Source organism: Pricia antarctica, from assembly GCF_900101815.1.
In the GTDB taxonomy this organism is placed as follows: Bacteria; Bacteroidota; Bacteroidia; order Flavobacteriales; family Flavobacteriaceae; genus Pricia; species Pricia antarctica.
In genome coordinates this window covers 400120-423556 of the sequence record NZ_FNAO01000003.1, presented here as the reverse complement: position 1 = coordinate 423556, position 23437 = coordinate 400120, and the positions used below count along the sequence as shown (strand labels likewise).

Below are 23437 nucleotides of genomic sequence, written 5' to 3'. Positions count from 1 at the left end.
GAAGTGCCCGTTCGGTAGAAGTGCATGGGATTGTGAGGTGCGTAAAACCCCTAAAAATTAAGGGATTGGCGATGCCTAAATGGAGCCCGACAAAATTTGTTCGGGAAATCAATGCACGACAAGATTTCGCAACAAATGGTTTTGACGCGAAAAAATCCGGATCTAAATCAAATTAAAAATACTTGGTTGAGAACAAGCACGTCCTGCTCCAAGAAGGGAGGGTGGTAGTCTTTAAAGGGAACGGTATTTTCGTCAAACCCTTCAAAACGGTTTATAAAAGTGTAGAAAAAAGAAGCAACAAAAATCTGTTGTCCAAAAGAAATGGTATCAAATGAAGTTTTAAGGTCCTGATTGGCTTCCCTAACGATTTGTTGATCAGAGCAGCACGATTTTTCGACCATAGAAGGTGTTTCACAATTTAAAGCTTCGGTAGCTTTTTCCATGCCACAGTCATCCGCTTTTTGGAACAATGAAAAATCGACCAAAGTATCACCACAATAGTGCATGTCGACCGTAAAAGACAGGGTAGTGAACAGCACCACAAACGCCATTAAAACCGATATTGCATTGTGAAAAAACTTTTTCATAAATACAAAGTTAACGAAATTCCACAATTTTAACAGGATTAATAAAATTTTAAAAAGTCATCCCTCATCATCTGCGGCCGAATGGCCATGAAAACCGTGTTCGGCCAAGATGGTAATTGCATCGTCGGTAATTTATCTATGGTTCTTAGCGATCGAACTCCCGTTTTCGCCCAGAAGCTCCTGATATTTTGCGTAGTTGTAGCGAGCTATCTTACGGCCCAGCTCCAATCCTTCGATATTATCCGCCTGAATATGGTAGCCTCCCATCACTCTTGACATACCGGCCATTTCAGCAGCTTCGGTAAATGTTGGAAACTCTATGGTAACCGGGTCTCCCAAATTATCGGGTTCCGTAAGGGCCCCAGGGATTAATTCTACCTTGACCCCGAACTTTTCATTCCCGGTAAACAGCCGCAACGCCTCGGCACATCCACCGCTAATGGTACTATGGCCCGAAACGTAACTGGGAAAAGCAGGGCATAAGAACGAATCCGGGGAATAGGGCCGCCATTCCTGTCCCTTCATTTGAATCATCCCTTTTTCAGGACCTCCCCATGCCTTAATGATCTGATCTTGGTAGTATTCGTGTACCAAGGCATAAGGGCGAGCAAAATCGTAGTGCATTTTAGCATCCCAACAAGCTATAAATGCGTCCATGGCAACGGCTTCCACCAAAAAGTACATTTTTACATCTTGGTCTAACGTATGGTTATCTCTCAGGGATACATCTTGGGCGAATTTCAGCCAGTGTCCTGCCTGTTGCACCGATTTTGGCCCGTCTCTCATAAATTCTACCAAGGCCTTTTCCTTAGGAGTTAGATTGGCCTGAAGATCGATAACTTCCTTTACGTCCTTTTCCAATCGCTCCGAACCGATCATCGGGGGAGGTCCGGGTCGGAACTGTTCGGCCGTTTCCAATAAAAGGGGTTCTACCTCTTGCCAGTAAGGTGTCAGGCAACCGGGATCATATTTATTACCGTTCTCGTCGATAAAATACTTGCCTTGCCATCTATTGATAGCCACATTGTGGTCTATGTCATTGACTGGCTTATACCCGCTATAGTCAAAATACGGCTCCCCATGGGATCCCGCTACTTCCCCGTATTGGTTGGCGCCGTCGCTCTTTCGCATCTCAACGACCCTTTTGGCCGCCAAGCTTCCAATACCCTCAGGTGTATTAGGGTCTGTAGAGGTATTATCGGGATTAAGGCCCAGTTCCATCATTTTGTTCCTGAACATCGTACTGTCCGAATAATAATACTCGCTCAGGGCCCCATAGGCGGCATAACTGATGGCTATTTCCTTGTTGTTCAGGGTTCTTTCGTTTTTTGGGCGACGTTCCACATCCTTTAGATAAACAGGTTTGGCCTTTTCATCGAAACGCGTCCAGGCATCGAACATCGAAGTAAAGATCAACCCAAGGTACCTGGACGTTATCGTCGGTCTTGGCTTGAACCTATCGGTGTCGTTCGCAGTACCCTCAAGCGCCATATAGCCCCATTGGTAGGCCACGTTGTCTTTGCCCATAGGTTCTTTTTCAGCTTCATTTTTTACGGCCGGTTCAGTATTTTTTTGGAGTTCTTTGCCATTTATAGAGGTTAAGAACAACCAGGAAACAAGGGAAAACAGAACTATTTTTGGACTCATAATTATTGATGTTTACAACAGCGCCAATATTACACATTTACTTCCCCGTTTGAAAATACCGACCCAAATAAATCGCATATTTATACTACTCTTATTCTCGATTCTCTTTGTAAACTATCGCCGGGCACAAGGATTGCTCGATGGTTTTATGAGGGAGAGGGGAAACCTTGAGCAACAGTTTATAGAAGCGGGCGATTCGCGCGTATATGGAGGCATCCACTACCAATTCGATAATCTGGAAGGTAGGAAATCTGGGGTCGCCGTTGGGAAACTGCTCATTTCGGAAGCCCAAAATGAGGGTATCGAACATTGAGGGGATATAGATTACATTTATAAAATCCCATTTTTGTACCTATGTTGTACCCAAGAAATAGAAAAGCCCCTGACTTCAATGAAGTTAGGGGCTTTTGTTGTTGGCCTACTAGGACTCGAACCTAGAACGACTGGACCAAAACCAGCTGTGTTGCCAATTACACCATAGGCCACTATGGTACTTAATACTAAAACTTGTTCAGCATTAGAGCGTGCAAATTTAAAACAAAGTTTGGTTTGTACAAATATTTTGGGTTACAATAATATTAAAAGTAATATTGAGTAGGCACATGTTTGTAAACAATTTAAACTGATAATCAGGAGTTTGAGGTTCTGGCTATACATTAAATCTCCGGATTGACATACGAGACTTATTTAATTTGACGCCATGATTCCCAAAACACCGGTTTGAAGTAAGTAGGGCTTTAAAACATGCTCTTAAACATCCGCAACCCTTTTTTATCCTATCCATATTAGCATATCATGCATATAATTCGACGCCCAAAATAGAAATGCCAAAATTGTTGGAGTGCTAGTCCTATATGAACTGAGTACTAGTACTATCTAAAAAATTTATGGGTTATGGCCATTTGTAGGCAATTTGGCCGATACAAGGCGATTCCCCTGTTAAACCTTTATCAAAAATCCGACGGCATATCTATTAAAATTAGTAATTTCGCCGCATTGTGTCGAGCCAAAGCCGTTTCAGTTTCCACTCAGCACTATTAAATAGGTTGCCCCGCTAATCGGGAAAACACAACACGGATACATGTTTTCAAAGAACTTCGAAAAATGGGATACCCTCGCCGGATGGGGTGTTTTTTTCATCGCCCTTATCGTTTATGCCATCACCGTAGAACCGACCAATAGTTTTTGGGATGCCGGTGAATACATTGCCACTTCCGCCAAACTGCAGGTAGGCCACCCTCCGGGCGCACCGCTATTGCAGATGTTGGGGGCCTTTTTTGCCATGTTCGCCATTGACAGCACCGAAGTGGCCCGTATGGTGAATTACGTGTCGGGGGTGTCGAGCGCTTTCACCATACTTTTTCTGTTCTGGACGATTACCAATCTGGCGCAAAAACTGGTTTATAAAAAAGATGAGGTACTGACCAACAGCAAAGCCATCGCGGTTTTGGGCAGCGGCCTTGTCGGGTCTTTGGCGTTCACATTTTCCGACAGTTTTTGGTTTAATGCCGTTGAAACAGAGGTGTATGCCAGTGCCAGTATGATCATGGCCTTGTTGCTTTGGCTGGGTCTTAAATGGACCGACGACCTCGATGACCCACGCAGTAATCGATGGATCGTGCTGATTTCTTATGTGGTGGGTCTTACCTTCGGTATTCAGTTTATGGGCTTTTTGGCTATTCCATCCATCGGCCTGCTCTACTATTTTCAAACGTATAAAACGACGACGGTCAAGAATTTTTTGATTGCCAATGTGGCGGTCATTGCCATACTGATGCTGGTCTATAAATTTTCGCTGACCTATGTGCTCGAGCTTTTGGGGTGGAGCGAGGTTTTCTTTATCAACAGCATCGGGCTGCCCTTCAATTCCGGAACGATCATCATGCTGCTTGTTTTTGCCGCCGCCTTTTATTTCGGGCTACATTACACCCGAAAGAACAATTACAAAACGGCGAATACCATCGTGCTTTGTATAATGTTCGTTTTCCTCGGCTTTTCATCCTGGCTTATGTTGCCTATTCGTGCGAACGCCCAAACGGTTATCAACGAGAATAATCCCGAAGATGCGCGCGCCCTTTTGGCGTATTACAACAGGGAGCAGTATCCCGGTGTCGACAGTCCCGTTTACGGCGCCTATTACTCCAGTACTTTTGGTAGTGGGGGAGAGGATAAAGACGAGGCTCCCAAATATGAAAAAGACGAAAAGACCGGTAAATACGTCATCGTCAATTATTATAAGGATGCTGTGCCTGGCGACGACCCTAAACATATGGGCCTTTTGCCCCGAATGTGGAGTACCCAGCACGCCGAGAACTATATGCGTTATTTCGGTCCGCTCGATTTTAAGATGAAGCAGACCAACGAAGAACTGCGCGCTGCCGTTAAACAAGTAAAGGAAGGCTACGCCAAAGGCGAAATTGATGCCGAGCAGTATATTGGCTTCTTAAGGCGTTTTAGTGAATACCTCGAGGTTGAGCCGCCCTCGATTTGGCAGAATATCGTGTATATGACCCAATTTCAGTTCGGCTATATGTACTGGCGGTATTTTATGTGGAATTTCTCGGGAAAGAATAATGACGTTCAAGGTAGGTACAACGGTAATGGGGAATGGATTAGCGGGTTGAATTTCGTGGATAGCATGCGGCTCGGCAGCCAAAGTAACCTCCCTGATGCAGTGGAGAACGATAAAGCGCGGAATACCTATTTTTTCCTGCCTTTGATCTTGGGCATCATAGGTATCCTCTTTCAGGTATCGAAAAATCCCAAACAGTTTTGGGTGCTGTTGGTGTTTTTCTTGTTTACGGGGCTTGCCATCCAATTTTATACGAATCCTTATATTTTTCAGCCCCGTGAGCGCGATTATTCCCTTGTGGGGTCTTTCTATGTCTTTGCCCTTTGGATAGGCCTCGGTGTCTATGGACTGTTCGACGAATTCAGAAAATTGCTTTCTCCAAAAATATTGGCACCGGCCGTCACTATAATCTGCTTTTTGGCTGTGCCGACCGTAATGGCCGTACAAAACTGGGATGACCACGATCGTTCGAACCGCTTTACGGCGAATGCATCCGCAAAAGCCTATCTCGATTCGACCCAAGAGGATGTCGGCGCGATACTTTTTACGATTGGTGACAACGATACCTTTCCGCTGTGGTACGCCCAAGAGATCGAGGGCTACCGTACCGATGTGCGCATCGTTTGTACCAGCCTTTTTGAAACGGACTGGTATATCGACCAAATGAAGCGCAAGGCCTACGAAAGCGAAGCGATACCTTCGCAGCTGACGCATGAAAAGTACCGCTTTGGTTCACGTGATGTACTGTACCATTATAATGTAGACGACCTGTTTAACAAAAAGCTTTCCGAGAACCGATGGTCGGTACAGGATTTTATCAAGTGGGTCGACAGTGACGAACCCCAGACCAAGTTGAAGTTCATTCTTGAAAAACGGGGAGCGGATCTTGATGCCTATTCCGAAAATAGCCTGAATATGGTCTATTATCCTACCACCCACCTGCGAATACCGGTTAACAAGAAAAATGTTTTGGAAAGTGGATTGGTCAAGGCAAAGGATTCAGCCGAAATCGTGGAGTATATCGACATTGATATCCCCAAATCAGCAATCACCAAAAAGAGTATGATGATGTTGGATATGCTAGCCAACAACGACTGGGAACGCCCCCTTTATTTTTCAGGAGGAAGTTTTGACGATGCCGAATTTATTTGGATGAAAGATTATCTGCAGCTCGATGGGATGGCTTACAAATTGGTGCCCATCAAAACGCCACGGACAAAATCATCCTTTGAAATGGGAAGAATAGACACCGACCTGATGTACGATATTGTCACGAACTGGTACTGGGGCAATTCGGGAAGTCCGGATATCTACCACGACCCACAGACGCGCATACAAGGTCTATCCTATCGAAGCAACCTCGCGCGCCTTACGGAACAGCTGATCAAGGAAGACAAAATCGACAGGGCCAAAGAGATCATCGATATGACCATGGAGAACCTTCCCGTGGAATATTACGAATATTATGCCTTCGTAGAGCCTTTTGTCGATGGCTACTATAAGGTCGGAGAAACCGATAAGGCGCGGGCGCTTTTCGAAAAGCTGAAGAAAATTTATCAAGATCGGTTAGAATATTACGAAAGCATTCCTTTGGATGAACAATATGATAAAATCGATGATATTATTGGAGATATGGAAGGCTACCGTAGAAATATCGATATTCTGATTACGAACAACGACCGTGAAAAGGCCGAAAAGGAAACCTTGATATTCAATGAATATATCGATAAGTTCGAGCACTTCTACAAGAACAATATTCCAGGGGAAGCACCGCAGGTACCGGGTCAAGATACGGATATGATCGATACAATGCCCGTATCCGATACCGCGAGTGTAGATGCTACCACAACCGACGAAGAATTACTTGAAAAGGTTGTGGTACCCGATGAGAATTAAAAAAGAATTTATTTTACTATCTAACCGCGAAGCTGTCTTGACGCTTAAACATACTCCTTCAAAATCCCGATAAGGGTCTTGGCGTCCTGTTCGCCGCTTTGGCGCCATACCATTTCCCCGTTTTTATAGATCATCAGGGTAGGAAGGCCCTTGACACGAAGGGCATTAGAAAGTTCCTTGTTTTTATCGACGTCAATTTTGATGACCTTGCCCTTATCGCCCAAAGCGGCGGCAACATCGCGAAGCACGGTATGCATTGCGGTGGATTGTTCGTTCCAATCCGCATAAAAATCCAACAGAACGGGGACTTTCAAATCTATTAGTTCACCAAACTTTGACATAAATACTGCTTTGGGTTATCCGCCAAAAGTAACAAAAATTGTGAAATCAGTATCCGAAGCCCGAGATTTCTGGTTTGTTGTGCGCGTTAAAGTCATGTTAAGAGTGAATTTGGAAGGGTAAGAGGTGAATAAAAACGAGCTCTTAAGCTTTCTTTTTAAGGGTAATTACACTGATTTCTGGCCAAATGCCAACGCGCCCTGGATACCCTAAGAATCCCAAACCACGGTTCACATTGATAAACTGTCCTTTTTCTTTATACACACCCGCCCAATATTTGTAGCGCCATCTTGCAGGGCTCCATTTGACCCATCCGGGAATTTCGATGCCGAACTGCATGCCGTGGGTGTGTCCACTAAGGGTCAGATGGTAGTGTAGGTCATCGAAAAGCACTACATCTTCCCAGTGGGAGGGGTCGTGGCTCATCAATATCTTAAAATCGTCTTTATCGATTGTGGCGGTCGCTTTACCCAGGTCACCCGCCTTTTTAAAGCCGCCGCGACCCCAATTTTCAACACCTACCAAGGCTATTTTATCGTTACCTTTTTTCAGGTATCGGTTTTCGTTTAACATCAGGTCAAAACCGATCTCGCGTTGAATTACTTTTAAATCCTCTAGGTTTTGGCGTTTTAGGTCTTCGGTTTCCCAATCGACATAATCGCCGTAATCGTGGTTACCCAGAATGGAAAACTTTCCGTCCTTGGCTTCGAGGGTCGAGAAAAGTTCCATCCACGGTTTCATTTCCGTGGCCATATTGTTAACAAGATCGCCCGTAAACAAGATGACATCGCCCTTTTGTTTGTTGATCAGATCAACGGCATATTCAATTTTTTTCCGGTTATCGAAACTACCACTGTGGATGTCGGAAATTTGGGTAATCCGATACCCGTCAAAGGCATCCGGCAGATCCTCGAATTCAAGGGCATATTTGAATACCTTGAAGTTGTATTTGCCCTTATACATCCCATAAAGAAGTGCGCCGAAGGGTAGTGCAGCAATACCCAGGCCCAAGATGCTCAAAAATCTGCGGCGTTCGGGCAGGGAGAATTCTTTAGTGTTTCCCGTAAACTTTTGGTACACGCCCGAAACCACGCGAAAAATATCCTCCGAAAAAAGAAACAGAATGGTTATTAGCTGAAACGTGAACACCGTAATCATAAAGCCGAAAGCATAGCTTTTAGGGCGGCTCAATACCCTACCTTCCGCCGCACCCCACGTAAACTGATAAATAAAATTACCCAGTACCAGTACCGATATGATGATAAAAAGATAGTGCACCCAAGGATATCGGATGGCGGTTTTCAGGGCCTGGAGCGTATACAGACCCAAAACAGCATAGATTATGGCAAAAACGATCCATCGTAACATGGGTGCAAAGATATTTTTAAATACGCGTTCGGTGACGCCTTTTAGATTTTATTTAACCGCATTTACGATTTTTTGCAGGGTTTCGAGCTTTGAAACCGAAATTTCGTCATCCTTGAGAAATGAAGGGGAATTCATGGAGATTTTAGGGTGTATGGGTAGGGTCTTGACAAATTTACTTCCGGAGAGATGGGCGGCACCGAATCCTTTATCCTTAAAAATAGTGATATTTTCAGGTTTTATACCTCCGCCCGGCATAATAGTAATTACCGCCGCTTTTTGATGGAGTTCCGTTAATAATGCAATGCCTTCCTCGGCGGAGTTTTGTTGCCCCGAGGTCAAGATACAGTCCACACCCAAGCTTTCCAATTTCGCCAAAGCCTCAAGTGGGTGTTGCACCCAATCGAACGCCCGGTGAAAAGTGAAAGATAAGTCTCCGGATGCCTCGATCAAAATTTTGGTCCGTTCGACATCCAACGTAAAATCCTTTTTTAAAACCCCTGAAACGATGCCTTTGAAGCCCATGTTAATACAGGTTTCGATATCGGTTTTCATGATTTCGAACTCCCCGTTCGAATAGGTGAAATCACCGCTCCGAGGTCGTATCAGCACATGCACGGGGATAGTTATTTTTTCTCGAATGGCTTTCAAGAGTCCGTAAGAAGGGGTAATTCCCCCTACGGCAAGCTCCGAACAGAGCTCGATACGATGGGCGCCCGCTTTTTCGGCATTTATTGCGGATTGCAATGAATTGGCACAAACTTCTATCAACATAATCAAGGTTCAAGTTCACGTACAAGCTCCAGTTCATCGACCAACTATCCCTTAAAAGAATATGATAAAGGTTGTCATTGAACAGTTAGTCAGCTTGCACAATATCCCGTATATTTAGCGGTCTAAAAGTAAACAGGAATTATGGAACGAAGAAAATTTTTGAAAAATTCCACTGCGGTTACTGCCAGTCTGATTTCGGTTCCGTTGATGGCATCTTCCCTAGAGAATGCAAAAAGGGAGACTTCGAATAACGGGGAATCCAAAGCTGTTCGCCCGATCGTGATATGTACTTGGGATTTTCACAAGGCATCGGCAAAAGCCTGGGATGTTTTAAAGGATGGGGGAAATTCTTTGGATGCTGTAGAAGAGGGCGTCAAAATCGAAGAGGCCGATGTCGATAATCAGACCGTAGGGGTTGGCGGCCGCCCCGACCGGGATGGTAACGTTACCTTGGATGCCTGTATCATGGACAAGAACGGTAACTGTGGGGCAGTACTGGCGATGCAAAACATTGCACACTCAATCTCGGTGGCACGCAAAGTCATGGAGAGAACTCCGCACGTCATGTTGGCCGGTAAAGGCGCGGAACAGTTCGCCTATGAGATGGGATTCGAAAAGACCGATCTGCTGACAGAAAAATCAAAACAGGAATGGTTGGAGTGGAAAAAAACGTCAAAGTACGAACCCATTATCAATATAGAAAACCACGATACCATCGGGATGCTCGCCATTGATAAAGACGGCGATATCTCCGGGGCCTGTACCACCAGCGGTATGGCTTATAAAATGGCCGGAAGGGTGGGCGATTCCCCCATTATCGGTGCCGGACTTTTCGTCGACAACGAAATCGGCGGGGCCACGGCCACCGGAGTAGGGGAGGAAGTTGTACGTACCGTAGGCAGTTTCTTGATCGTAGAACTGATGCGACAAGGTAAATCGCCCCAAGCCGCGTGTGAAGAAGGCGTAAAACGGATTATTGCCAAGAATAAAGACAAACAGGACTTTCAGATCGGCTTCATCGCCATCAACAAAAAAGGGGAGACGGGCGGCTATTGTATCCATCCCGGTTTTACCTATCGGACCTATTCGGAGGAGGGACATGTGAACAACCCTTCCGAATCCTATCTCCATTCATAAGCCTTTTACCCCTAAATTCGTGATTTAAATTTCGTACCCTAACTAGTAACTATGTCAGCACAAAAACGCCTTTTCCTTCTCGACGCCTACGCCTTGATTTTCCGAGGATATTACGCCCTGATCAAAAATCCGAGAATCAATTCAAAAGGGATGGATACCTCTGCCATTATGGGGTTTATGAACTCCCTTTTCGATGTCATTAAACGGGAGAAGCCCGACCATCTGGCCGTATGTTTCGATAAGGATGGTAGTGCCGAACGTGTCGAAATGTTCGCCGACTACAAGGCCAATCGCGACGAGACCCCCGATGCCATCAGAACGGCAATTCCTTGGATTCAGAATATTTTAAAGGCGATGCATATACCTTGTATCGAATTATCGGGATTGGAAGCCGACGATATTATTGGCACCTTGGCCAAACAGGCCGAAAAGGAAGATTATAAAATCTTTATGGTCACTCCCGATAAGGACTTTGCGCAGTTGGTCTCCGAAAATATCTTCATGTATCGACCGGCGCGTATGGGCAACGGTATCGAAATATGGGGAATTCCCGAGGTGCAAAAACGTTTTGGGGTAGAGCGGCCGGAACAGGTAATCGATTATTTGGGCATGATGGGCGATGCCAGTGATAATATTCCCGGGCTTCCGGGTGTCGGTGATAAAACGGCCAAAAAGTTTATCAAGCAATTTGATTCGATGGAAGGCTTGTTGGAGAACACCCACAAATTGAAGGGCAAGATGAAGGAAAAGGTAGAGGAAAGTGCGGAACTGGGAAGGCTATCCAAAAAACTGGCCACTATAATTATCGATTGTGACGTCACCTTCGATGCCGAAGACTACGAACTTTCACAGCCGGATAGCGAAAAAGTTCAGGAACTATTTGAGGAACTGGAGTTCCGTAGGCTAAAAGATCAATTCATCAAAATATTTTCCGGGGAAGATGACACCACCCAAGCACAGGTCAGCAGTACCCCTACGGCAAAGGCCCAAGCCAAAGAAGCCGGGGGCGGACAGTTTTCTTTGTTCGATGCCGATTCCAGTAATTCGGGAGAAACCATAAAAGACTTCAACAGCAGAAAGACCATCAAGGAGGTAGCGCACTCCTATCAAAGTGTCGCGCCGGGCATGGCAATGGAACTATTTCTAAAAAATCTGATGAAGCAAACCTCCGTTTGTTTCGATACCGAGACGACGGGCTTGGATCCGTTATCCGCCGAATTGGTCGGTATCGCCTTTTCATGGGAAGCCACGAAAGGTTTTTATATTCCGTTTCCTGAAAAGAAAGAGGAGGCCCAAAAGCTTATCGAGCAGCTCCGTCCGTTTTTTGAATCGGGGAACATCGAGAAAGTTGGCCAAAACCTCAAGTATGACATCAAAGTACTGGATAAGTATAACATTAAGGTAAAGGGACGATTTTTCGATACGATGATCGCGCACTATCTCATCAATCCCGATATGCGGCATAATATGGATGTCCTAGCCGAAACCTATCTCAATTATACCCCTGTTTCCATCACCGAACTCATCGGCAAGAAAGGAAAGAACCAGCTCAATATGCGAGATGTTCCTTTGGAAAAACAAACGGAGTATGCCGTCGAGGATGCCGATATTACCTTTCAGTTGGCGCAACATTTCAGTCCCGAGTTGGCCGAAGCCAAGACTGATAAACTCTTCAACGACATCGAAATCCCGCTGCTTCACGTGCTGGCCTCTATGGAATTGGAAGGCATTAATTTGGATAAAAAATTCCTGAACTCCCTTTCCGAAGATTTGGACAACGATATCAAAAATCTGGAAAAAAGTATCTACAAGGAAGCCGGGGAAGAATTTAACATCGGTTCTCCCAAGCAGCTGGGGGAAATTCTTTTCGATAAAATGAAACTGGTAGACAAGCCCAAGAAAACCCGTACCGGACAGTACTCCACCGCCGAGGATACGCTTTCCTATTTGGCCAAAGACCACGAGATCATTCAACAGGTTTTGGAGTATCGCGGGTTAAGCAAACTGAAAAGCACGTACATCGATGCCCTTCCTGAACAGATTGAGCCTTCGACCGGGCGTGTACATACCGATTATATGCAAACGGTTGCGGCCACTGGAAGGTTAAGCAGCAACAATCCCAACCTACAGAATATTCCCATCCGTACCGAACGTGGGCGGCAGGTACGCAAGGCCTTTATCCCGCGAAACGAAAACTATATCCTTTTGGCCGCGGATTATTCCCAGATCGAACTACGGATCATCGCCGCCCTGAGCGAGGAGACCACCATGATCGAAGCGTTCAAGAATGGGGAAGATATTCATGCATCAACGGCATCCAAAGTATTCGATGTACCCATCGATGCCGTTACCAGAGAGCAGCGCAGCAACGCCAAAACGGTCAACTTCGGTATCATATATGGCGTATCGGCATTCGGACTCAGTAACCAGACCGATCTGACCCGTACGGAAGCTAAAGAATTGATCGATACCTATTATAAGACCTATCCCAAACTGCGGAATTATATGAGCGAGCAGATCGATTTTGCCCGCGAGCATGGCTACGTACAGACCGTTTTGGGAAGACGCCGATATTTAAAGGATATCAACGGCAGCAACCAAGTGGTACGGGGCGCGGCGGAACGTAATGCCGTTAACGCCCCGATTCAAGGTAGTGCGGCCGATATCATCAAAATTGCGATGATCAACATCCATAAAAAACTATCCGAAGGAAACTATAAAAGTAAAATGCTCTTGCAAGTACATGATGAACTGGTGTTCGATATCCACAAATCCGAATTGGAAGAACTCAAGCCGCTGATCAAATCCGAGATGGAGAACGCCTATAAATTATCGGTGCCCTTGGATGTAGAATTGGGTATCGGTGATAATTGGTTAGAGGCGCATTGACCTACAAAAATCCCCATTTCACAACATTTATTTTCCAATAGTCTAAGAACGTTCTACTTTTATTCCAAAATTCTGCTGTAAGCGGAACCAGGTTATGAAAAAGTATTTCAGTCTCATTGTTTTATTGATGGCTAGCTTTATAGGTAAGGCTCAATCGGGTAATTCGGAAGGTGAGCCGGCGGTAAAAACCCAACAGCCGGTATCGCAAGTCAAGATTAAGGTTTTCCCGAACCCGGCTACTAATGTGGTCACTATTCTCGGTCTAAAAAATACCTCGAAGGCTGATATTGCCATTATGGATATTTCTGGCAATACCGTCTTAGCCCATCAATGGACCATTCGTCGCAATGTACTGAACATTCCTATTTCCACACTTGAACCAGGGGCGTATATCATCCGAATACACTCTGATGAGCAACAGGTACGGACGAAATTCTACAAGCAGTAAGACAACCCGAAAGCATACCGCCCGACAACCGGAAAAAATAATCGAAATAATTCATAACACGCTCTCAAGTTCCCCCTTCATTTCTAAAGGCCGCATCCTAATTCGATGCGGCTTTTTTTATGGACCCATTCTGTAGGGAAATGGGTAATGCGTACCTAAAATCCAAAATGGAATCGAAAATAGTTTGAAACTATCCAAAGTCCGACCCATCTTTAAGAGGCCCTAAAATTAGGAGGATACTAAAAATTCCTATAGATATTTCGTAAAGGTATACTTCGCTATCGGGCGTTGAAAGCATGGGTCCGGGCTTTGCCGGTAATTTTCCAGAGGCCATTGTCAATTACTCTAGGGTAGGTATGAAAGTCTATGTGCCCTTCACGTCTTTCATTGGGGCCAGTGTCGGAATCGGTACGGTATTGGATAGTTGAAATCTCGGATTGACCACATAGTATTCCGGTGGAATCACGCTAAATCTTTAAAGAAAATATTCGGAAACAAGGGTTTGTATTTTAAGTTTATTAGTGTACATTTGCAGCCCGTTTTCGGGAGAGTAAAACTAATTTTAAAGTTACCATAGTGGATACATTAAGTTATAAGACCGTTTCGGCCAACAGGAAGACTGTTGACAAACAATGGGTTTTGGTAGATGCAGAAGGGGAGACGTTGGGTCGTATGGCCTCTAAGGTCGCCAAAATGCTCAGAGGAAAGCACAAGCCGAATTTTACGCCCCACGTCGATTGTGGTGATAACGTTATCGTGATAAATTCAGAGAAAGTAACGATGACCGGCAATAAGTGGGAAGACAAGGTCTATCAGCGCTATACGGGCTATCCCGGTGGACAGCGATCGAAAACGGCATCAGAAGTGTTGGCCAAGCACCCTGAACGAATCGTTGAAAAAGCGATCAAGGGTATGCTTCCCAAAAATAAATTGGGAGCGGAACTTTTCAGAAATCTCAAGGTAGTGGTGGGTTCCGAGCACAACCATGAAGCCCAAAAACCAACACTCATCAACTTAAAAGAATTCAAATAATGGAGACCATTCACAAGATCGGAAGAAGAAAAACGGCGGTCGCCCGTGTCTATGTTTCGGAAGGCAAAGGAAACATTACTGTAAATCAAAGGGACCTTGCTGACTATTTCTCTACGGCGACCCTACAATATAAGGTGAAACAGCCTTTTTCATTGACCGGTAGCGAAGACATCTACGATGTAAATGTAAATGTATATGGCGGCGGAATCACCGGCCAGGCCGAAGCTATCCGTTTGGCACTTTCTAGGGTCATGTGCGAGGTAGACGCTGAGAATAGAACAGTGCTTAAGCCCGAAGGTCTTTTGACCCGGGATCCAAGAATGGTGGAACGTAAGAAATTCGGTCAGAAAAAAGCCCGAAAGAAATTCCAGTTCTCCAAGCGTTAATTGCGAAACTACAATCGTCCATCTTCCGATGCTTTTGGAGGATGGATGTTTATTCAACTATTTTTTAACCTAGTTCATTGAAAGTCCTGTTCCTAAAGTATTCTTTAGGAAACGGATAAATTAAAGACCGTCTTTTTGTTAGGAGGGTTTTTCGGTAGACGCCAACTTTTATAGCGGGCTCACCGTTAGTTTAGCATCCAAATGCTAGAGGCTTCACGTCTACTGCGTGATACCACTCCAGCATTGCCTATTCAAAGGAACGTAAACTCAAGTAAACATGGCGAAAGTCGAAGTAAAACAATTATTGGAAGCAGGTGTGCATTTTGGCCACCTCACACGTAAGTGGAATCCCAACATGGCTCCTTATATCTACATGGAGCGTAACGGTATCCACGTTATCAATCTCTACAAAACAGTTGCAAAGTTGGACGAGGCGAACGAAGCCTTGAAGAAAATTGCCGCATCCGGACGAAAAATCCTTTTCGTTGCCACCAAAAAACAGGCGAAAGACATCGTAGCCGAGTTAGTGGCTAATGTGAACATGCCCTATATCACCGAAAGATGGCCTGGTGGCATGTTGACCAATTTCGTGACCATTCGTAAAGCGGTCAAGAAAATGGCACATATCGATCGGATGAAAAAGGATGGTACCTTCAACACCCTATCTAAAAAGGAGCGCTTGCAAGTTGATCGTCTCCGTGCCAAATTGGAGAAGAACTTAGGTTCCATTTCCGAAATGAGCCGATTGCCAGGAGCACTTTTCGTGGTAGATACCATGCGCGAGCATATCGCCGTGAAGGAAGCCCAGAAATTGAACATCCCTATTTTCGCTATGATCGATACCAATTGCGATCCCAGGGACGTAGATTATTTGATTCCATCGAATGACGATGCCTCTAAATCCATAAGCATTATCATGACCGAAGTGACCAATGCCGTTGCCGAAGGTCTGGCGGAAAGAAAATCCGAAAAACATGCGGACAACGAAGGTGGCGACGATGCAAATGGCGAACCGAAAAAGAAGAAGAAGAAAGATCGTATTGTAGAGAAGGCTACCGATGTTACTCCAAAGGCTAAGAAATCAAAGCCCGAAGGTAAGGATAGTACCACGGAAATCGAGGAAGCTCCCGTAGTGGCCGAAGGCAAGGATACCCCAAAACCGACTCCTGAAACAGCGGAGACCAAAGCCCCTCCCGTAGTGGCTAAAACGCCCAAGCCAGAAGTAGATGTAGAAGCGACCAAAGAGGCCGTGGCCGAAGAAAAGGAAGCTCCAAAAAAAGAGGCTAAAGAGACCAAGTCAACAACAGATGACCTTACCAAAATTGAGGGTGTAGGACCAAAGGCTGCCGAAGCTATGGTTGCAGCTGGAATTGACACGTATGCTAACGTGGCAAAGGCTGATGCGGACAAGATCAAGGAAATATTGACCGAATCCAGTTCGAGAATGGCACATTTAGACCCAAGCTCATGGCCCAAGCAAGCGCAAATGGCGGCCGATGGAAAATGGGACGAGCTGCAGGAATGGCAAGATAAGGCTAAAGGCGGCGTTGAGTAGGCCTCACCTGCATTTACAATCTAATTTTTAGAATCGGAATACAATTTTATATTCTACAAAAGCACATAAAACTATGGCAAATATTACAGCCGCAGAAGTAAATAAATTAAGGAAGACCACAGGTGCAGGTATGATGGACTGCAAAAAAGCCTTGGTCGAAGCCGATGGCGATTTCGAGAAAGCAATTGAATTCCTTCGGAAACAAGGACAGAAAGTAGCCGCAAAAAGAGCCGACCGAGATTCTTCGGAAGGCGCCGCTATTGCAAAGGTAAATTCCGACGATACCAAAGGCGTCGTTATTTCCCTGAACTGTGAAACGGATTTTGTCGCCAAGAACGAGGACTTTGTAAAATTGGCGAACGAACTTGCCGATTTGGCGATGGGTTTTGAAAGTAAGGATGCCTTTCTTGCCGCTGATTTCAAGGGAATGACCGTTCAGGATAAACTGACGGAGCAGACCGGGGTGATCGGGGAAAAAATCGAAATTGGTGGTTTCGAAAGATTAAACGCTCCCTTTGTAGGAAGCTACATTCACGCCGGAAACAAAATTGCTACATTGGTAGGACTTTCCGCAGTAGTCAATGGCTCCGAGACGGTCGCTAAAGATGTCGCGATGCAAGCCGCAGCAATGAATCCGGTAGCCTTGAACGAAGAAGGCGTGGATCAATCCGTTATTGATAAGGAAATCGAGATTGCCAAAGATCAATTACGCCAAGAAGGCAAACCTGAGGAAATGCTGGACAATATTGCCAAAGGCAAACTGAAGCGTTTCTTTAAGGACAATACTTTGGTCAACCAAGATTTTATTAAAGACAGTAAGCAAAGTGTCGCCCAATACGTAAAATCAGTGGATTCCGACCTTAAAGTAACCGGATTTAAAAGAGTAGCTCTCGGGTAATCCGTTCCTTTAAATAATTTAAGTGAAAACCACCTTGCCGAGAAGCAAGGTGTTTTTTTTGTTTACTTTTGTGCCATCGAAAGGGTCTTTCCACCGATTGAAATAGATCTTAACTACTATCAACAAATTAATACATGAAGAATACACTTCTCATTGCGACATTGCTATTTTGTTTTCAACTGTCGGCCCAGCGAAAACCCAAGATCAAAGGGAGTAGGATTGTCACCGATGTGCAAGAAAACTTACCCCCTTTTAAGGCCATCGAACTGAACGATGATTTAGAGGTAAGACTCCGAAAGGCACCCCAAGAGGGTTATGCCATTACGGCCGATGACAATCTTATCGATGTGCTTAAATTTAAGGTTGAGGATAGTGTTTTAACCATTAGTTCGTTCTATGATATCACCGCTAAAAAGAAATTGGACATTACGGTAAACTACAGCGATATCGATGTGCTAACGCTCCATGATGGCGATACGCGTATGGACGGTGCCATTATTACCGATGAACTTAAAGTATATGTTTTAGAATCTGCCAAACTGCAACTCAATGCGGAAGCATCCCGAATGGACATACACATGGAAGGCAACAGTTCCGGTGATTTTACCTTGAAAGGGAAAGCACTTAATTTGGTTTTAAATGATCGTGCCGATGCACGTATTTTTGCGGTAAGCGATACGAGTAACCTAAAAATGCATAAAAATACCTCGGCGAAGCTGGAAGGTACCGTGGGGGACGTTACCATAAATCTTTTCGAAAATTCCAGTCTTAAAGCTAAAGATTTTGAATCTGAAAAGGTTGTCGCGGATTTGCAAGGTTCCTCTTCTGCGGAGGTCCATGCGAAATCCACCGTTGAACTTACTTCTAGTGGCTCTTCTAAAACCTATGTGTATGGGGATGGCAAAATAGAGCTTATCGAGTTTTTGGATACCTCGGAATTGCATAGGGAGAAATAATTTTGCTATACGCTATACGCTATAAGCTCTGCGTTATTCTTTTTTGCGCTTAGCGACAAGCGCATAGCGTTTCACCTTGCAATCGGTGCCGTCATCAAATGCTCCGGTATCCCGAACCCATCGACCAAAACCCCAATATGCGGTCGCAATTCGGTGCAAAGGCGTTCCAGACGCTGGCGAATGGCCTTTGATTTCGTACTACCGAAATAGTCCTGTTCCAGATACCACTCGGCGTCCTTACGAATTTCATGCAGGGCGTAGAGCGTTCCCAATTTTTCAAATAAGGCCTTGTTTTTGTCTTCGGTCAATTGTTCCGTAAACTCTACAAATGTCTTATAGGCCAGTTCGATACTGTACGCCTTCCCCAAGGCCAATAAATGCGTCTGCACTTTTAAAAAGGCTTGATATGAAGGCATTCCCTGTTTGATATAATCCCGAATACGCATCGCCAAAGTGTAGGTCAAACGACGGGTACGATAGTCAAAAGCGTGTTTATGGAATTTCGGATTATACAGATGTTCTGCGTCCACTTTATTGCTATACCTCGGGTCGATTGTAGTCAGCTTGTCACTGATCTGTATCCCCAAAATTTTAAGAACCGCGGCAAATCCGGCACTATTGAATTCCGATTTAAAATCTGAAAGTACTCCTTTTGCAGCCAATAACGAGAGCACGGTATTATCCCCTTCGAAAGTCGTGAAAATATCAACATCGCCCTTCAGATCGGCTATTCGGTTTTCTAAAAGATAGCCTTTGCCGCCGCAGGCTTCGCGACATTCTTGAATAGTAGTGTTGGCGTACCAAGTTATAATAGCTTTTAGACCCGCCACCTGCGTTTCGATGACCCGTTTATCGGTTTGGGACTCATCGCAATAGGTCGCCATGAGCTTGTCGAGTGTTACATGGTAAATGTAGGCACTGGCTACCAAAGGGGTCAGTCGCAATTGATGGGTGGGGTAGTCCATCAAAAGATCTTCCTGTATTTTGACGCTGTCGTTGAACTGACGTCTTTTTAAGGCATGTTTTACGGCAACTGCCAAGGCGAATTTAGCGCCGCCCAGTCCCGCACGGGCTACGCAGATACGCCCGCCGACCAAGGTGCCCAACATGGTAAAAAAGCGCTTGCTGGGGTTTTTAATGTCCGAATGGTAATTGCCATCCTGGGAAATATCGCCGTATTTGTTGAGCAGATTTTCGCGAGGCACGGAAACTTGGTTAAACCATATCTTACCATTGTCCACGCCATTAAGTCCCAATTTATACCCATTGTCCTCGATGGTAACTCCGGGTAGTAGTTCGTGTTTTTCATTTCTAACGGGCACTAAAATGGCATGTACGCCTTCATTCTTTCCGTTTACGATCAATTGGGCGAATACCGAGGCCATTGTCGAGTCCAAGGCATTGCCGATGTATTCTTTGTTGTCATTTTTCCCGGGGGTATGAATGATGAGGTTGTCGGTATCCTTATCATAGGTAGCGGTGGTCTTTATGCCGCGAACGTTCGACCCGTGTCCGGTTTCCGTCATCGCAAAACAGCCCAATAGTGATGCGGTGCCTGCATCCCTAAGATAGGCATCATGGTGTTTTTTCGTGCCCAGTTTTTGGATGCTACCCCCAAAAAGGCCGAATTGCACCCCGAATTTTATGGTGAGGCTGCCATCCACATACATCATATTTTCGAAGATATGCGCGTAGCCTTCCATATCATCCTTTCCGCCAACAGCTTCCGGATAGGCGGTAACCCCATATCCATTATCCGCTAAAAATTTTACTTGATCCAATACATGGCTTCGGAATTTTTCCTTGTTTCTATAAATGTCCCACTCAAAAATAGGATGGTCCAAAACCGAGCGGAAACCATCGACAAGATCAGCGTGCTTCCCCTTTAAAATGGTATCGATTTCCGAAGCATTATAATATCCCGAGGTAGCGTTGTGCTCGATATCGACATCGAAAAGATGGCTATAATGGTTGGGTTGAATGCCTAAATTCACCTCGATATGCTTGAGCTGGTCGTTAAAGGGACAAGCTTCATGGTAGTGGCAGACCAAGTTCTGGCTGAACGTGGATAGGGGATAGGTGTCCCTTTCAACCAATTTTACGCCCGTGCCGGATAAGGTGTGCTTCCATTCCTTCAACGTGGCGTTTTCCGGTGGATGTTCGGGGTTTAGCCACGAGAGCAGCAGCTGACGATTTTCCGCAGTAAGGGTTTTATCTTTTCCGATAGCGCGGTCGACCACATTGATTTCGGATACCGTAATCAGGTCATCCGACCAAATCACATAAAAAAATGGGATGTATTGTAAAATTTCGGGGGTATAGGATTTCTTTTTCATAGGATGAAATTACGAATTTAACCCTAATAAAATGTCTTGATTCTTGTCTCTGGCTGGGTTACGGTCTAGCCTCTTTTTACCTATCTTTGTTATCCTATGAACGAATACCTAGACCCTACCGGAGAAAATCTCTCCGACACCGATCTTGACATAGAAAGGGCCTTGAGGCCCATCAGCTTTGACGATTTCACCGGACAGGCGCAAGTCTTGGAAAATCTCAAAATTTTTGTCGAGGCCGCCAACCGCAGGGGAGAGGCCTTGGATCATACGCTTTTTCACGGTCCGCCGGGATTGGGCAAGACCACCTTGGCGCATATCTTGGCCAACGAACTGGGCGTAGGTATAAAAATCACCTCAGGCCCCGTGCTCGATAAGCCAGGCGATTTGGCGGGACTGCTCACCAACCTTAGCGAACGCGACGTGTTGTTTATCGACGAGATCCATCGGCTGAGTCCCATTGTCGAAGAATATCTGTATTCTGCCATGGAAGACTACCGGATCGACATCATGATCGAGACCGGCCCCAATGCCCGATCGGTACAGATCAATCTGAGTCCGTTTACGCTTATCGGTGCCACCACCCGATCGGGATTGTTGACCGCTCCCATGCGCGCCCGCTTCGGAATTACCAGTCGGTTGGAATATTACGATACCGAGCTGCTGTCGACCATCGTACAGCGTAGCGCTGAAATTTTAAAGGTACCGATCAGAAATGAAGCCGCTATCGAGATTGCAGGCCGCAGCAGGGGAACACCACGTATCTGCAATGCCCTCTTGCGCAGGGTACGTGATTTCGCCCAGATCAAGGGCAACGGCAGCATCGATATGGAGATTGCCCAATTTAGTCTAAAGGCCTTGAACGTCGATGCTTATGGCCTTGACGAGATGGACAATAAGATATTGACCACGATAATCGATAAATTTAAAGGGGGTCCCGTAGGACTGACCACCTTGGCCACGGCGGTTTCCGAAAGTGCCGAGACCATCGAAGAAGTCTATGAGCCTTTTTTGATTCAACAGGGGTTTATTATGCGGACGCCAAGAGGTCGGGAAGTGACCGAACTTGCGTACAAACATCTTGGAAGAATTAAAGGTGGGATGCAGCCGGGATTGTTTTAAAACTATAAATACGAAGGACTTTTCAAATTCGATTTTATCCATTTCAGCGTTTTACAAATTTTTTTAAAGAAAAGAAACCTGCCAAGTATAAAACTACAAAGTTGAATTTCAAAATATTCCCCTCATGCAGATGATGAACGAAAGCAAAACCACCATTAGGCCTGCTTCGGTTTCTAAAAAGAGCGCCGTTCCCTCGGTACCCCAATTAGAGGTTTTTAAGAACCAGAACGCAATCTTAAGAAATCCTTTACCCTTTCACCATGAAAACTTCGAAAAGCTAGGCGATACGTTCATGGTAAAGTTGGGTGCTGGATACAAAATCATCTTTACAAGAAATCCGGATACCATCAAATACATCCTTCAAAAAAACCATAAGAATTATCAAAAATCTCCGCTACAGACCAAAGACCTGGGCAAGTATATCGGTCAAGGACTACTGACTTCCAATGGAGAACATTGGCGAAAACACCGCAGAATGGTGCAGCCCGCCTTCCATAAAAAAAAGCTGGTTGGCTTGCTAGATGTGATGTGGGCGGCCGTTGAGGAAGAAATCCGGCGTATCGAGGCGAACAAGGTGCAAAATGTATTGCCCATGATGGGCGATCTGGCCTTTCAGGTCGTGGCCAGGGCGTTGTTCAGTGCCGAAGATATCCGCGAGCGGATGCAAAAATTGCAGCGCATCACCGTGTTGAACCAAAAAATGCTCATCAGGGAAATGCGCCGACCCTATCTGAAATGGTGGTTTCAACTTGACGGAAGTATCAAAAGGCATTTAGAACTGTCAAAGGATGCCCAAAAGATTTTGGACGGAATTGTCGAGGAGCGTTTGGCCGGGGAAGAAGAAAAGGACGATTTGCTCGACATGCTGCTGCAGGCCAAATATGAAGATGGCACCGCTATGCCGCGAAAACAATTGCTCGATGAACTGCTGATATTATTCACTGCCGGTCATGAGACAACGGCCAACGCATTGAGCTTTACCCTGTACTTGTTGGCTAAACATCCCAAAATTCAGGAAAAACTCTATCAAGAAACGCAAACTGTAGATTTTGAAAATGGCAACCAGATGCAAAACCTATCGCTTTTGACCTTTACGCAGCAATGTATCGAAGAGGCGATGCGATTATATCCGCCCGTTTATGTGATAGATCGGGTAAGCCTAAAGGATGATGTGGTAGAAGACCTCAGCTTTAAAAAAAGAACGACCTGGTTACTTTCGATGTACGAATTGCACCGCTCGCGGCATTGGGAACATCCGGATGAATTTATGCCTGAACGCTTTGCGGCAGATCAGAAAAAGAGCCATTCCGATTTTTATTATCCGTTTGGTGCCGGCCCGCGCATGTGTGTCGGTAACAATTTTGCGATGTACGAAATGATTATGGCGGTTGCGGGAATCGTAAAGAAGTATATACTGACCACTGATATGGCCGAGGTGATATTGGATCCCTTGGTATCTTTGAGGCCCAAAGAAGTGATGTTACGGTTTTCAGAACGTTAG

19 protein-coding genes and 1 tRNA gene are annotated in these 23437 nt (G+C 45.3%); 13 read left to right on the top strand and 7 right to left on the bottom strand.

Annotated elements, in window-relative coordinates; translation table 11 throughout:
* Positions 1–167: 167 nt before the first annotated feature.
* Together BLT07_RS07135 and BLT07_RS07130 are read right to left on the bottom strand one after the other, a co-directional pair.
* On the bottom strand, positions 168–587 hold the full coding sequence (locus BLT07_RS07135; protein WP_091867188.1) for an HYC_CC_PP family protein: 420 nt from the start codon (positions 585–587) through the stop codon (positions 168–170).
* 132 nt (positions 588–719) lie between these two features.
* Positions 720–2234: a vanadium-dependent haloperoxidase gene (locus BLT07_RS07130; protein WP_091867186.1), complete on the bottom strand. Its 1515-nt coding sequence runs from the start codon at positions 2232–2234 to the stop codon at positions 720–722.
* Between the two features lie 49 nt (positions 2235–2283).
* Here BLT07_RS07130 and BLT07_RS20710 point away from each other — a divergent pair, with 49 nt between their 5' ends.
* Positions 2284–2547 carry a hypothetical protein gene (locus BLT07_RS20710; RefSeq protein WP_139205113.1) on the top strand — a complete coding sequence of 88 codons (264 nt, stop codon included), beginning with the start codon at positions 2284–2286 and terminating at the stop codon, positions 2545–2547.
* A 100-nt stretch (positions 2548–2647) separates the two neighbouring features.
* On the opposite strand, the gene BLT07_RS07125 is transcribed toward BLT07_RS20710, so the two are convergent.
* Positions 2648–2719 (bottom strand) — tRNA-Gln (locus BLT07_RS07125).
* A gap of 596 nt (positions 2720–3315) precedes the next feature.
* Between BLT07_RS07125 and BLT07_RS07120 the strand changes: the two genes are divergently transcribed.
* On the top strand, positions 3316–6702 hold the full coding sequence (locus BLT07_RS07120) for a glycosyltransferase family 117 protein (RefSeq protein WP_091867184.1): 3387 nt from the start codon (positions 3316–3318) through the stop codon (positions 6700–6702).
* 44 nt (positions 6703–6746) lie between these two features.
* On the opposite strand, the gene BLT07_RS07115 is transcribed toward BLT07_RS07120, so the two are convergent.
* From BLT07_RS07115 to BLT07_RS07105, 3 genes are all read right to left on the bottom strand, one after another.
* On the bottom strand, positions 6747–7043 hold the full coding sequence (locus tag BLT07_RS07115) for a thioredoxin family protein (RefSeq protein ID WP_091867182.1): 297 nt from the start codon (positions 7041–7043) through the stop codon (positions 6747–6749).
* Between the two features lie 142 nt (positions 7044–7185).
* Positions 7186–8409, bottom strand: a complete 1224-nt coding sequence (locus tag BLT07_RS07110) for a metallophosphoesterase (protein ID WP_091867180.1) — start codon at positions 8407–8409, stop codon at positions 7186–7188.
* Positions 8410–8457: 48 nt separating this feature from the next.
* Positions 8458–9180 carry a copper homeostasis protein CutC gene (locus BLT07_RS07105; RefSeq protein ID WP_091867178.1) on the bottom strand — a complete coding sequence of 241 codons (723 nt, stop codon included), beginning with the start codon at positions 9178–9180 and terminating at the stop codon, positions 8458–8460.
* A gap of 141 nt (positions 9181–9321) precedes the next feature.
* On the opposite strand from BLT07_RS07105, the gene BLT07_RS07100 reads away from it, so the two are divergent.
* From BLT07_RS07100 to BLT07_RS07065, 9 genes are all read left to right on the top strand, one after another.
* Positions 9322–10317 carry an isoaspartyl peptidase/L-asparaginase family protein gene (locus tag BLT07_RS07100; RefSeq protein WP_091867176.1) on the top strand — a complete coding sequence of 332 codons (996 nt, stop codon included), beginning with the start codon at positions 9322–9324 and terminating at the stop codon, positions 10315–10317.
* A gap of 51 nt (positions 10318–10368) precedes the next feature.
* A complete protein-coding gene (gene polA, locus BLT07_RS07095) occupies positions 10369–13206 on the top strand; it encodes a DNA polymerase I (RefSeq protein WP_091867175.1) in 2838 nt (945 codons plus the stop codon).
* A 94-nt stretch (positions 13207–13300) separates the two neighbouring features.
* Positions 13301–13654, top strand: a complete 354-nt coding sequence (locus tag BLT07_RS07090; RefSeq protein WP_091867173.1) for a T9SS type A sorting domain-containing protein — start codon at positions 13301–13303, stop codon at positions 13652–13654.
* 296 nt (positions 13655–13950) lie between these two features.
* On the top strand, positions 13951–14082 hold the full coding sequence (locus BLT07_RS21555) for a hypothetical protein (RefSeq protein ID WP_262503238.1): 132 nt from the start codon (positions 13951–13953) through the stop codon (positions 14080–14082).
* Between the two features lie 148 nt (positions 14083–14230).
* Entirely contained in the window at positions 14231–14686 is a 456-nt protein-coding gene (rplM, locus tag BLT07_RS07085) for a 50S ribosomal protein L13 (RefSeq protein ID WP_091867171.1), read from the top strand.
* Entirely contained in the window at positions 14686–15072 is a 387-nt protein-coding gene (rpsI, locus tag BLT07_RS07080; RefSeq protein ID WP_091867169.1) for a 30S ribosomal protein S9, read from the top strand. The genes rplM and rpsI overlap by 1 nt, the downstream gene beginning before the upstream one ends.
* 277 nt (positions 15073–15349) lie before the next feature.
* Positions 15350–16627 carry a 30S ribosomal protein S2 gene (gene rpsB, locus BLT07_RS07075; protein ID WP_091867167.1) on the top strand — a complete coding sequence of 426 codons (1278 nt, stop codon included), beginning with the start codon at positions 15350–15352 and terminating at the stop codon, positions 16625–16627.
* Positions 16628–16700: 73 nt separating this feature from the next.
* Complete coding sequence (gene tsf, locus BLT07_RS07070) at positions 16701–17525, top strand: translation elongation factor Ts (RefSeq protein WP_091867165.1); 825 nt, start codon at positions 16701–16703, stop codon at positions 17523–17525.
* A gap of 134 nt (positions 17526–17659) precedes the next feature.
* A complete protein-coding gene (locus BLT07_RS07065; protein WP_091867163.1) occupies positions 17660–18481 on the top strand; it encodes a GIN domain-containing protein in 822 nt (273 codons plus the stop codon).
* Between the two features lie 71 nt (positions 18482–18552).
* On the opposite strand, the gene BLT07_RS07060 is transcribed toward BLT07_RS07065, so the two are convergent.
* Entirely contained in the window at positions 18553–20817 is a 2265-nt protein-coding gene (locus BLT07_RS07060; protein ID WP_091867161.1) for an acyl-CoA dehydrogenase family protein, read from the bottom strand.
* A gap of 96 nt (positions 20818–20913) precedes the next feature.
* On the opposite strand from BLT07_RS07060, the gene ruvB reads away from it, so the two are divergent.
* On the top strand, positions 20914–21936 hold the full coding sequence (ruvB, locus tag BLT07_RS07055) for a Holliday junction branch migration DNA helicase RuvB (protein ID WP_091867159.1): 1023 nt from the start codon (positions 20914–20916) through the stop codon (positions 21934–21936).
* 124 nt (positions 21937–22060) lie between these two features.
* Positions 22061–23437 carry a cytochrome P450 gene (locus BLT07_RS07050; protein ID WP_317040745.1) on the top strand — a complete coding sequence of 459 codons (1377 nt, stop codon included), beginning with the start codon at positions 22061–22063 and terminating at the stop codon, positions 23435–23437.